This window comes from Streptomyces sp. IBSBF 3136 (genome assembly GCF_036815105.1).
Lineage (GTDB): Bacteria > Actinomycetota > Actinomycetes > Streptomycetales > Streptomycetaceae > Streptomyces.
Genome location: NZ_JAJSZC010000080.1, coordinates 19,417 through 31,348, shown reverse-complemented (window position 1 = coordinate 31,348; position 11,932 = coordinate 19,417). Strand labels below are relative to the sequence as shown.

Below are 11,932 nucleotides of genomic sequence, written 5' to 3'. Positions count from 1 at the left end.
CCCCCGACCCGGCCCGGGTCGACTTCTTCTTCGACCCCGCCTGCCCCTTCGCCTGGATCACCTCCCGCTGGCTGCTGGAGGTCGAACGCACCCGCCCGCTCGACCTCCGTTTCCGCGTCATGAGCCTGTACCTGCACAACACGGGAAACGAACTGCCCGACTGTTACCGGGACCTGGTCGACCGGTCGATCGGCCCGGTGCGGGTCGCCGCGGCCGCCGCCGAGCGGCACGGCGCGCCCGTGCTGCGCGACCTGTACACCGCCTTCGGCACCCGCATCCACGAGCGCGGGACGAAGGACTTCGACGTGGTGGTCGCCGATTCGCTGGCCGAACTCGGGCTGCCGGCGGACCTCGCGGCGGCCGCCGACGACCCCTCGTACGACGACGCGGTGCGGCGCAGCCACGAGGCGGGCGCCGAACCGGACACGGGCGGCTACGTCGGCACGCCCACGCTCCACGTCGACGGCACGGTGTGGTTCGGTCCCGTGCTGCGGGCGGTCCCGCGCGGCGCCGAGGCGGCCGAACTCTTCGACAGTTTCCGCACGCTGGCCCGCCACCCGGACTTCTTCGAACTCAAGCGCACCCGCACCGGAGCCCTGCGCTTCGACTGATCCGGCGTACGGACACCGCGGGATGGCCGATAACCGCCCCTGCGGCGCCGCACAGCCTCCACACCCGTGACACATCCGCCGAACCGGACGCAGAGACAAGAGCCGTCCGTGGTCCGACGTCACAGGGGAACGCCGGACCACGGCGGCCGGCCGCCCCCGCACCCCACGGTGCTTCCCGCCCGCCGGCCGCCGGCTCCCCGCTCTGGTGAACCCCGGGACAAACGCCGCCCGTTGTCCCTAGGGTGAGGCGCGCGGAGAACGGCCGAGGGGGACGGATGACTGTGACGGGGCGACCATTACCGAAGTTGCCGCAGTACCGCAGGGACTCGGTGACCCGCCGCCTGTGCGCCTCCGCGCACCTCGACGACACCTTCGCGCGCTACGTCGACCGGGCGCTCACCGGAGACCGCCTCGACGCCCTCGGGCTCAGCCTCGGCATCAACTTCGTCGCCCTCGCCCGCCACGCGCGGGTGGCCGCCCGCCGCCGTGAGGCCCTCGACAGCCGGCTGGCCCGGCTCGCGGTCATCGCCATCCTCTGCTTCCTGACCGGCCTGGCTGGGGCGGTCAACGGACACTGGTCCCTCGTATGGGTGGCGATTTTCGGCCCTCCCGGCGTCTACGCGGCGGCCTGGACCCTGGTCCATCGCAAGGAGTCCGTGGGACGGGACACCGCACGCGAGGTGTTCCAGGCCACCGAGAAGCCCGAGCGGACGGCGCCGCCGGTCGAGCCCGAGGCGGAGGCCTGGCTCAGCGAGCTGAAACGCGCCAACGTGCTGCCGTACGCGGACGCCGCCGCCCGGACCAACCCGTTCGTCGGCAGCGGCGCCAAGCTCAAGGAGGTGGTGTGGCAGCCCATCGACATCAGCAGACCCGCCGACGCCCCCGGCGGCGGCAAGCTCCCGCTGCTGCCCTTCGACGCCGTCGACCTGCACACCTACGTCGCCCGCCACCTGGAGACCATCGCCGGCCTGCCGGGACTGCGGGCCCAGAACCGGCTCTACGTCCTCGGCAGCAACGCCTGCTTCCTGCCCGAACTGGTCCCCGACCGCACCCGCAGACCGCACGCCCGGATACCCAGCCAACTGGTGCGGGCGGGCCTGGAGAACCCCGGCGCGGGCATGCGCACCCACCTCTGCCTGGAACGCATCGGCGAGGGCGGCCGGATGATCGTCTCCATGTACCTGCGGGCCATCCTGCAGCCGCCCAGCCTGACCTGGGAGGTCGCCGCCTACGCGATACCCCCGCTGGACGGCCGCTTCCTGCGCGTCGACCAGCTTCCGGTGGCCCCCCGCGAACGCTGGTGGGACCTCGTCCGGCACGCCACCTCGCACACCGGCCCGTACCTGAGCGGCGCCCTCGGCGGGGTGCGCGACCGCCGCGCCTGGCGGCGCGACCACGCCCGCGTGCTGGCCCGCGAACGCAGGGCGATCGACAAGCAGCACCTCCTGTACGACTACGGCGCCAAGGGCAGCCTGCGCGAGGACCTCGGCGCCTGGGACGCGGCGGGCTACGCCGAGCGGACCGACGCGCAGGACTTCCTGTTCCGGCTCCAGCAGGGCGTGCTCGTCGCCACGGAACGGTTCCTGGAGGACCACCACGTCGACACCAGCTCCTACGACAAGGCCCTTCAGGTCATCAGCACCCAGACCTACAACATCGGTAACGTCAGCGGCCCCAGCATCTTCGGCAACGACGGCACGATCGCCATGGGCGGTCAGCAGGGTCCCGGACCCCACGGCGGCCCGGCGGCCGGCCCGGCCTCGCCTTGAATCCCCGCCCCCCGGGTCCCCGCACCGGCGGCACCCTCCGACCAGGAGTCAGGACAGGACAGTGAGCACGTACAACTTCCACGGGAACATCAACGGCCCCGCCCACATGGGCGACCATGGCCGGATCGAGATCAACGTCCACGCGCCGGCCAGCGAGCCGCTCGTCCGGCTCGCCGAAGGACTCATCGAGGCGCTGCGCGCCGAGTACCCGGTGCTCGTGCCGCACGGCGAGGTCATCCACGGGGCGCTGATGGAGTCCGTCGAGGACGGCGGCCCGCCCAACCGGGGCCGGATCCGCTCGGCCCTGGAGACCATCAGCATCGGCGCCGCGGCCGGCACCGGCAGCCTCGCCTTCACCCAGCAGCTCATGAACGTGCTGGGTCTGTGAGCCGCCGGGGCCCCGCGCACGCGGGGCCCCGACGGGCGCTCACCCGGCCCGCACCACCGCCCGCACCCCGCCCCCCAGGTCCAGTTCGAGACCCGACCTGAGCGGCACCGTCTGCCCGGGCTCGACCTTCTGCGCGGTGCCGTCCGAACGGGTGCCCGTCCAGGTCTGCGCCGACCGGTTGGCGAGACCGAACCGCCCCGGCTGCTTGGGGTGTTCCACCAGCTCCGCCACCAGCGCGGCGTCCGAGCAGTCGTGCCGGGCCGGCTCGGGCAGCAGATGGTGTTCCTGCACCCGGGCGCCCCGGCGCAGCCTGATGTGGTGCTCGGTGCGCGGCGGGGGAGTGGTCACCGTCAGCCGCGGCGGCAGCACCAGCGTCGCCCCGCAGCCCCAGCAGGCACGCGGCGGCGGGTTCTCGCCCGGCTCGGTCATGTTCTGCCGCCCGCAGGACGCGCACTCCACCACCGAGTCCAGCACCGCCCGCAGCGCGTCGCGCCACTCCGACTCCCGCACCCGGGCGGCCGGATCGCGCAGCCCGACGGTGAAGGAGCGACGGAACAGCTCCTGCAGCCGGCCCGCCGCCGCGTCCCAGGTGGCCAGCACGGTCGCGTGCTCCATCGGATCCGGCGCGTTGGAGTCGTCCGCGGGGTCGAAGACGAACAGCGGGCTGCGGCCGTACAGCTTGCGCTCGGCCGCCTCGTCCAGGCAGTGGATGCCCAACTCGCGCCTTCCCTTGAGCGGGTGATGGTTCATCAGCAGCATGAACAGCAGCACGGCGAGGGAGTGCAGGTCGGACTGGGTGCCGGGACGCGCGCCAGGATCGCCACGCACCAGCTCCGGGGCCATGAACTCCATGGTGCCGGAGATCCCGCTCGCGTCCCCCTCCACCACCGCGTTGTCGTTGTCGCAGACCAGCACGTCACCGGTGGCCGGGTCGAAGAAGATGTTGCCCCAGGAGATGTCCCGGTAGGCGATGCCGCGCGAGTGCAGCGCCTGGTACGCCTCCACCGTGTACAGACAGGCCGTCAGCAGGGCCCGCGTACTCGTGCGCAACTGCCGTCGGAACAGGGCCGGGAGCCCCTTGAAGCGGTCGGGGCGCACGCCCATCAGATAGCCGAACGACCCCCGGTGCTCGGGCACGTACACCTCGGGCCACAGGAACCGGTCGTCGGCGAAGTCGCGCGCCACCAGCTCCTTGACGATCGCCTCCTGCTCACCGGTCGCGCAGGTCGGGTAGTACCACTTCAGCGCGCGCTCCCCGTCCGGGGTGCGCACCCGGTACACCTCGCCCTGCCCACCGGCGCCGAGCAGGCCGACGATCTCGACCCCGTCACCGTTCTGCGCCGTCAGGCGCGTCCCGCCGTCGAGCATGCCGCTCATCTACGTCTCCGTCTTCCGTTCGTCCGGCGCCGCGGCATCGGCCGCCACCGCCGTGGACTCCTCGTTCCCGCCGGCCCCGGCCGGCTCCGGGGCGTCCCGCGCGAAGCGCAGGGCCGCCGCCAGCGTCGTGTCGTCGCCCGAGTAGCGCGCCGCCTGCGCAAGCCACCCCGGCAGCACCTCGCGCACGCTCGCACCGCCCTCCCCGGCCAGCCGCCCCGCCAGGCCCTCGACGAACTCCCGGTAACCGTCGGCCGAGGCGAAGCTCTTGGACAGCCCGTCCGTGGAGAGCACCACCAGGCGCGGGGTGCGCGCCTCCTCGAACACCGGCGCCCAGTGCATCCGCATCGACCGCCAGGCATCACGCCCGCACAGCGACTCCGTCTCGTCGCCCAGGTCCTCCTCGGCGGGCGCCAGCGGCCGGGTCAGCGTGCCGTCGTGCTCCACCACCGCGAGGTCGCCGTCACCGATCTGCCAGGCCACGAACAGCCAGGGCGTGAGCACGGCGCCGATCAGCGTCGTGCCGTACAGCACCAGCTTCTCCTCGGTCCCCGGCTCCCGGGACGCCTCCTCGACGACAGGACGGTTGCGGTCCCAGTGCCCGAGCGCGGCCTGCCGCCACTCGTGCACCAGGGCGCGCGGGAAGTCGTCCCGGGCGTACGTCATCAGCCGGGACAGCCGGCCCGGCCCCTGGCAGTCGACGGCCGCCCGGCCGAAGTGCGCCGCCAGCCCCATGAACCGGTCCACGGCGAACCGCGCGCCCAGTTCACTGCGCGCGTGCGCCGCCGAGCCGTGCCCGTCGGCCACCGCGAGGATCAGCGGGCTGTCACCGGTTCCCGCGCCTCTGCAGTCGTACCAGTCCTGGTTGCGGCGCTTGTTGACGCCCTGGACGCTGTCGGCCAGCGTCTCCCACCGTCGCACCCCGAGCGTCACCACACGTCGTCGTCATCGTCGTCGTCCAGCACCGGCGGCGCGTACGGCTGCTTCACCATGGTCGCGGCCAGACCCGAGGTGCCGCCCACGACCGGCTGGGAGGCCGCCTTCACGGCCGCCGTGGACGCCCACCGGATGGCGGCGGCCAGCTGCTTGGGGCTGTTGGCGTCCAGCGGCTGGAGTTCGGGGTTGCCGAGGAACTCCTGGAGCACCCCGCGGTCCGCGTCCGAGCCGATCGCGATGGCGACCCGCACCGCCTTGCGGCCCCACGGGGAGGCGTCGACGGCCTTCAGGCCCTCCCGCCACTCGTCGGTGGGCCCCCCGTCCGACACCAGCGCGAGCACCGGCTTCAGCGCCCGCTGCGGCATCGGCGGGGTCTGCAGCTCCCGCGCCACCAGGTGCAGCGCCTCACCGAGGTTGGTCATGCCGTCGACCTGCACGTCCTGCCAGGTGAAGTCGTCCACCGGGACCGGCGTGTGATGGTGCCACTGTGCGGTGGTGGAGAACGTGATGGTGCGCAGCAGCAGCTGTGCGGCCGGATTGTCGTGGGCCACCGACCGCATCTCCGGAACGGCCTCCCTGATCGCGTAGTTCAGCTTCGCGATCTTCTCGCCCTGCATCGAGTACGAGCAGTCGAGCAGCCAGATGAAGTGGACCGGCCGGTTGGCCATGGGCCCGCCGGGAATGTCGCTCACGCCGTGATTCCTTTCCGTGGACAGGTGGGTGCTTGGGTGTGTGCGGGTGGGGGAGGTGCCGGGGTCAGCGGAGCAGCAGCCACGCGGTGCCACCGAGGGCGGCCGCCGCGAGGACCACCGCCGTGACGAAGAGGCCCGCCAGCACCCGCCGGGCCCGTGCGACCGATGAGGTCACCTGGTTCATGCCGGGCTGTACCTCCCCTCGTGGCCCTTGCTCGCCCCGTCTGGCCGCCGCCGTTGCCGGACCGGCCGGCCGCCGCCACCCGAGCCGGTCAGGGGGCCCGTGCGCAGCCCCGAGGCCGCGAGCAGCCACAGCACCGGCTCGGCGGCCCGCCGCTGCTCGCTCTCCAGCGGCCCGGTGCCGGTGGCCGCGTGCGCGCTGACGGCCCAGTAGCGGGCCGCCCGGAAGTCGTGGCCGAGCGCCCGGACCAGGGGGCCGAGGCCCACGTCGGTGAGCCAGTCCTCGACCCGCGCGCCCGGCACCGGCAGCGAGGCCAGCCGGTCGAGCACGTCCCGCTTGGTGACCACGGTGGCCACGCACAGCCGGGACCGCCGGCCGGTGAGCGCCGCCAGCTCCCCGGTGAGCCGCTGGTACGTCTCCCAGGGGCCCTGCGCCGAGGGCCGGGCCCGCTCCGCCCGCTCGGCGTCCGCGGGGCCCAGCCGGCCGCGCACCCGCGGGTCGGCCAGGGCGTCGGCCACCAGGACCACCCCGTCCGTGTGCGCCAGGTACCCCTGGGCGCGCACCCGTTCGGCGTCGCTCACCGACTCACCCATCGGGTCGTACAGGTACAGCAGCCGGCGCCTGCGCCCCCGGGCCACGGTCAGCATCAACGCGCGCGGCTGGCCGCCGGTCGTGGCGTGCGCCCAACCGGTGCGGTTCAGCTCCTGGTTGAGGCCGGTCTGGGCGCGCTGGTCGTCGACGGTGGCGTACTCCACCCGCAGTTCGCCCTGCCGCGCCCAGGAGTGCAGTCCCTCCACCATGGCCGCCATCAGCATCGTCTTGCCCGAGGAGGTGCCGCCGACCAGCGGGGTGTGCACCACCGGCATGGTCCCCGCGGCCCGGGGCAGAAACTGCTCGCAGCGCGGGCACAGCGCCGTGAGCCGCCCGCGCCCCAGCGGCCGGGAGGCGGGCAGCCGGTGCCCGCACCGGCACACGTGCCACAGCACGCCGTACCGTCCGGGCCGCAACTCGGCATGGTTCTCCCGGCAGTTCGGGCAGCGGTGCAGGGCCAGCGGGACCGGCGCGTAACAGCCCGGGTGCGGGCACCTGACCCGGACGCCCCGCAGCAGCAGCCATCCCCGCTCCAGAGCGCGCAGCACCGGTACCGCGGCGGCCCAGCCCAGCCACACCACGGCCAGCAGCAGCGCGAACAGCGCCAGCACCAGGCCGAGGAGCAGCGCCGCCAGCACGGCCCCGGCCGGCGCGCCCACGGCGGTGCCGGGCGCGACCAGCACCACCAGCAGCAGCCGGTACAGCGGCGCGGTGGGGCGCCTACCCGAGGGCCGGCACCCGTGGAACAGGTTACGGACGGTGCCCCGCAGCCATCGGTCGCGCAGCGCGGACCACACGGCCAGCGGCGCCGCGGCCGCGGCGGACCCGGCGTCCACCCACGACTGCCGCCACCAGTAGGCGAGATGCGCGGGCTCGCCGCCGCCGACCTTGGCGAGCCGCCAGTCGGCGTGGCCGGCCTGCCAGGGGCCGGTCCGCCGCCAGGCGGCCGACAGGCCGCGCCCGAGGAACTCCCACAGCGTGCGCAACCCGCACACCGCGGCGGCCACCACCCCGGTCCAGCCGAGCAGGAGCAGCAGGGCCGACTGCGGCCCGCCTTCGGCCGCGCCCGCCCTCACCTGCGGCCTCCCCCGGCGGGCGGCTCCACGTCGCCGGTCCAGGGCGCCGACCGGTCCTCGCGCCGGCCGCGCCCGGTCAGCCGGCCCGCGAGCCGGCCCAGGGCACCGGGCCGGTTCCAGGCGCGGTAGGCGTCGAGCCGGCCACGGCCGGTGCGGTGCAGCGCCTCCTCCACCGCGCGCTGGTCCTCGGCCGGCAGGGCCCGTACGACCGGCCGCAGCACCTTGGTCAGCAGGGTGGTCCGGGTCGTCTCCCAGCCGCCGTACGGCCGCGGGTAGGCGCTCCAGTCGCAGAAGCAGGCGGCGACGTACCCGGGCACGGTGCGCAGCCGCTCGGCCACCCGGTCCCCGCGCCCCACCCGCTCGTAGGCCGCCAGCAGCCCGGGATCGCCCGCGCGGGCCAGCGCGTACAGCTCGCTCTCGGGCGCCGGCGGCCGGGGCGGCGCGTACGGCTCGCTCCCGGGCGCCGCCACGGCCAGCAGCCGTCGCGCCAGGGCGTCGTGGACCCGTCGCGCCACCGGCTCGGGGACCGGCTCCGGCGCGCCGTCCCGCAGGCCGAGCACGTGGTCGACCCAGTTCTCCACGTCGTGGTCACCGTCCAGCAGCCCGGCGTACTCCAGCAGGAGCAGCGGTGCCCGGTGCGCGGGCCGCAGCTCCGCGGTGAAACAGCGCAGCAGGTCGGCGGCGAGGACCGGCACGGCCGGGTCGTCGGCGGGGGCCGCGAGCGCGGCCTCCACCAGCAGGTCCCGGGTGCCCGCGAGCCGGTGCGCGTCCGAGCCCAGCTCGCTCAGCAGCAGGGCCGCCTCCTCCGCGGTCGGCGGGCCGTCCGGCCACACCAGGTCGAACGCGGTGCGCAGCACGTCGGGTTCGGCGTGCGGCGAGACGCCGGCGGTGCGCAGCAGGCCGTGGAACCGCGCGCGCCGGTCGCCGGTCCGCCCCGCCCCGGCCGTCTGCAGGCACATCCGCAGCCGCGGGAAACCGGGGGAGGGCGGCACCGGCAGCCCGCACCCGGCCAGCCGCCCGGCGACCGCGGGCGGGTCGGCGGCGGCGAGCGCGTCCAGGGCGCCGAACAGGGCGGTGCGCAGGGCGGGATGGTCGTGCACGGCGTCGAGGACGGCCGGCGGGCAGACCGCACGCCCACCCTCGCCGTCCGGCTGGGCACCCGGGTCCGGCGCCCGGTCGGATGTCCGGCCCGTACCGCTGGGCCCCCGCTCCGGCTCCCGCCCGGTGGCCGGGTCCGCGGGCCGGCCGCCGACCAGCTCGCGGGCGAGGCGCCCGGCCAGTGCGGGCAGCGTGTCGGAGCAGTCCACGTCGAGCAGGTCGGCGACGCGCAGCAGGGCGAGGGGCCGTCCGGCGGCCGGCTCGGCGGGATCGCCGACGCCCTGCCGCAGGGCCGGGGCGAGGTTCCGGCCCAGTTCCGCGCGCAGCGCCGGGGTGAGCGAGCCCGCGCCCAGCGCGGGCAGCGGACCCCGGTCGCGGACCGCCGCGGCCAGGACACGGGCGGCCAGCGGCGCGGACACGGCGGTGGGCACCTGCCCGTCCAGCCGGGCCGACAACGCGGCCAGCGCAGCCGGTTCGTCGTCCAGTGGGTTGCCGTCGGGCGCATACCGCCGGGTGCCGCCGGCGTCCGCCCCTGTGCCGCTGGCGCCCGTCCACGTGCCGTCCGGGCCCGCACCGCTGCCGCCGGCGCCCGTCCACGTGCCGCTCGCGCGCGTCCCGGTGTGGCTCGTGCCCGCACCGCTGCCGCTCGCGCCCGTCCACGTGCCGTCCGGGCCCGCACCGCTGCCGTCGGCGCTCGCCCGCGTGCCGTCCAGGCCCGCTCCGGTGCCGCTCGTGCCCGTCCACGTGGCGTCCAGGCCCGCTCCGGTGCCCGTCGCGTCCGTACCGGTGCCGGTCGGCCCCATCCCGTCACGGCTCGCGCCGACTCCGGTGCCGGTCGCGCCCCTCCCAGCGCCGCTCGACCACGCCTCGGCGCCGGCCGACCCCGCACCGTTCGGCGCGTCGCCCGCACTGCTCGGCGTGCCGCCCGCACCGCTGGGCGCGTCGCCCGCCCCGGCCGTCGGGTGGCTCGTGCCCGGGCGTGAACCGTTCTTCTCCGTCAGCGCGGCGATCAGCGCGGTCAGGGTCTCCTCGGGGAGCGTAGGGGCGTGGTCCGCGGTCCAGCGGGCCGCTGCCGCGCGGCCGTCGGCGCGCAGCGGGACTCCCGTGGCGAGCGCGGCCACCGCGAGCGGGCCGATGTCACCGGAGCCGCCCCGGAACAGGTCGGGCCGGCCCGCCGTCCAGATCCGCGCGCACACGTCGGCCCAGGCGTCGGCGACGGGCCCGGCGTCCGGGCGGGCGGTGCAGTCGTGCACCCGGAACCGGTGGTCGTGGCCGACCGGCTCGCAGGAGGGCAGGACCCCGACGATCTGCTGCCGGGCCTGCTGCGGGCGCCGGGTGTAGGTGGTGAACGTCAGCAGGTGCGCCCGCTCACGGGGCAGCACCGCGCAGGCGAGCGCGATCCACTGGGCCACATCGGCGCTGTCGTGCTCCACCACCACGATCTGCCGGCTGTCCGTCCCCCCGGCCAGCGCCGCGAGGTCCGCGAAGAACGCGGCGAGCCGGTCCGCCCGAGAGCGCGCGAACGCCACCAGGCCGTCCCGGCGCAGCAGTCCCGACGGCTCGAACCGGCCGACCGGCTCGGGCCGCCCGTCCGGCGGCGTGGCATCGGCCCAGCGCGGCGACTCCCAGGCGGTGATGGGCAGCGCCCCGTCGGGCAGCCGGGTCCCGGGCGGCAGATACAGGGCGTGGGTGTGGAAGTTGCCCCAGCGTCCGCTGTAGTCGGCGCCGGTGTACACCGACCGGCTCAGCAGCCGTCCGCCGTCGGACAGTTCGGTACAGCTGAACGCCTTCGGGAACGCCTTCAGCTCCTCGGTGTCCGGCCGGGCGGGCAGGTCGCGCGGGGGTTCGTACCCGATGAGCTGCTCGGCCTCCCGCAGCAGCGTCCGCGGCACGCCCGGGCTGACCGCGGTGAACCGGAAACCGGAGCCGTCCGGGCCGGGCGGTGCCGACGTGTAGTGCAGCTGGGCCAGGCTCACCGGGCACGCCCCTTCTCCGCGGCCCGCACGGGCAGCAGCCCGCGCCGGGACAGCAGCCACAGCAGCGGATCCTCCACGCGTACCGGCTGCGGGCCCGACTTCGGGGCGTCCGCCGGGGCGTCCCGTGGCGGTGGCGCCCCCAGCGCGGACAGCCCGAAGTACGACAACTCGGCGAAGTCGAGGTCCAGTTGGCGCAGCAGTGCGCCGGAGTCCCAGTCCGTCAGCAGCGACCGGAGTTCCTCGTGCACGGCGAGCCGGTCCGCGTCGTCGTAGGCGCCGGCGCTGTGCGGGGCGTTGCGCAGCAGCGGGGAGTGCGGGTCGAGCAGCGGCTTCAGCATGTCCGTCTTGGTGACGGCTACGGCCATCGGGGTGGACACCCGGCCCCGGGAGCGCCCCCTGCCGTGCGCCCGCAGCTGGGCCGCGAGGTCGGCGGCGATCTGCTGCGGCGGGGTCTCCACGACGGGCAGCGGCGGCCCCTCGTGCACCGGGAGCCGGTCCCGGACCGAGCCGAGCTGGAGCGGGTCGACGAGCAGGATGATCCCGTCGGCCGCGCTCAGGTAGCGGGTGTAGCGGTCCATCGCCTCGGTGCCGGCCAGGTCCTCCCCGGCCGCGTCGAAGAAGACCAGCGTGGTGTGCCGGGTCCCGGACCCGCCCAGCAGGCCCTTGCGGGGCAGGCTCAGCCGGTACAGCAGCGGGTCGTTGAAGCCGAGCGCGGCCGGCCGGGTGGCGTCCGGCAGCCGCAGCCGCTCGTACAGGTCCTCGGCCATCTCCTTGTCCCGCTGCTGGGTGCTCTGCCCCATCGCCGCGAGCGAGGCGTGATAGGCCTGCCCGACCCGGTGGTTCAACTCGTTGACGAGCACGGCCGCGTAGGTGCTCTTGCCGGAGGCCTTCGCGCCGACCAGGGCGATGATCCGGCTGTCCTGGTCGCAGTAGTCGCTGGGCAGATCGCTGTGGCAGGACTCGCACACCCGTACCGGCGTGGGCACCCCGCAGTTCGGGCAGGGCACGCTGCTGCCCCCGCCGCCGAGCCCGCCGAGCCTGCGCGCCGCGGTGAACACCGGCCCCCGCATCCGGGCCGACGGGGGCACCCCGGGCCCCATGAACCCGGCCCACAGGTCGTCCCGTTCGGGCCCGCAGGGCGCGCCGCCACGGACCCCGCTCGGCGTCATCAGACATCGGTACGGCAGCCTGGCCGCCGGCGCGCGGGTGAAGCAGTACGGGCATATCACGGTCGTCATGG

9 protein-coding genes are annotated in these 11,932 nt (G+C 75.5%); 3 read left to right on the top strand and 6 right to left on the bottom strand.

Annotation, left to right across the window (positions count from 1 at the left end; all coding sequences use genetic code 11):
• The 3 genes from V7E45_RS18945 to V7E45_RS18935 form a co-directional block, all read left to right on the top strand.
• Positions 1-611, top strand: a 611-nt coding sequence (locus tag V7E45_RS18945; RefSeq protein WP_333775365.1) for a DsbA family protein, incomplete at its 5' end; no start/stop codon positions are given.
• Positions 612-916: 305 nt separating this feature from the next.
• Positions 917-2,380 carry a hypothetical protein gene (locus V7E45_RS18940; RefSeq protein WP_333775364.1) on the top strand — a complete coding sequence of 488 codons (1,464 nt, stop codon included), beginning with the start codon at positions 917-919 and terminating at the stop codon, positions 2,378-2,380.
• 61 nt (positions 2,381-2,441) lie between these two features.
• Entirely contained in the window at positions 2,442-2,768 is a 327-nt protein-coding gene (locus V7E45_RS18935; RefSeq protein WP_333775363.1) for a hypothetical protein, read from the top strand.
• A 39-nt stretch (positions 2,769-2,807) separates the two neighbouring features.
• Here the strand turns inward: V7E45_RS18935 and V7E45_RS18930 are convergent, their stop codons facing one another.
• The 6 genes from V7E45_RS18930 to V7E45_RS18905 form a co-directional block, all read right to left on the bottom strand.
• Positions 2,808-4,145 (bottom strand): protein kinase domain-containing protein, encoded by a 1,338-nt coding sequence (locus tag V7E45_RS18930; RefSeq protein ID WP_333775362.1) that lies wholly within the window; start codon positions 4,143-4,145, stop codon positions 2,808-2,810.
• Positions 4,146-5,078 carry a protein phosphatase 2C domain-containing protein gene (locus V7E45_RS18925; protein WP_333775361.1) on the bottom strand — a complete coding sequence of 311 codons (933 nt, stop codon included), beginning with the start codon at positions 5,076-5,078 and terminating at the stop codon, positions 4,146-4,148.
• A complete protein-coding gene (locus tag V7E45_RS18920) occupies positions 5,072-5,746 on the bottom strand; it encodes a vWA domain-containing protein (protein WP_333775366.1) in 675 nt (224 codons plus the stop codon). Before V7E45_RS18920 ends, V7E45_RS18925 begins: the two co-directional genes overlap by 7 nt.
• Before the next feature lie 204 nt (positions 5,747-5,950).
• A complete protein-coding gene (locus V7E45_RS18915; protein ID WP_333775360.1) occupies positions 5,951-7,618 on the bottom strand; it encodes a TRAFAC clade GTPase domain-containing protein in 1,668 nt (555 codons plus the stop codon).
• Positions 7,615-10,692, bottom strand: coding sequence for a GTPase-associated protein 1-related protein (locus V7E45_RS18910; RefSeq protein ID WP_333775359.1), 3,078 nt, complete (start codon positions 10,690-10,692; stop codon positions 7,615-7,617). Before V7E45_RS18910 ends, V7E45_RS18915 begins: the two co-directional genes overlap by 4 nt.
• Positions 10,689-11,930 (bottom strand): TRAFAC clade GTPase domain-containing protein, encoded by a 1,242-nt coding sequence (locus V7E45_RS18905; RefSeq protein WP_333775358.1) that lies wholly within the window; start codon positions 11,928-11,930, stop codon positions 10,689-10,691. The genes V7E45_RS18910 and V7E45_RS18905 overlap by 4 nt, the downstream gene beginning before the upstream one ends.
• Positions 11,931-11,932: the final 2 nt, after the last annotated feature.

What these genes read in the sequence shown, in the direction of transcription:
- V7E45_RS18905 (WP_333775358.1), bottom strand. Translation starts at nt 11,930, where the DNA reads ATGACGACCGTGATATGCCCGTACTGCTTCACCCGCGCGCCGGCGGCC.
- V7E45_RS18930 (WP_333775362.1), bottom strand. Translation starts at nt 4,145, where the DNA reads ATGAGCGGCATGCTCGACGGCGGGACGCGCCTGACGGCGCAGAACGGT.
- V7E45_RS18920 (WP_333775366.1), bottom strand. Translation starts at nt 5,746, where the DNA reads ATGGCCAACCGGCCGGTCCACTTCATCTGGCTGCTCGACTGCTCGTAC.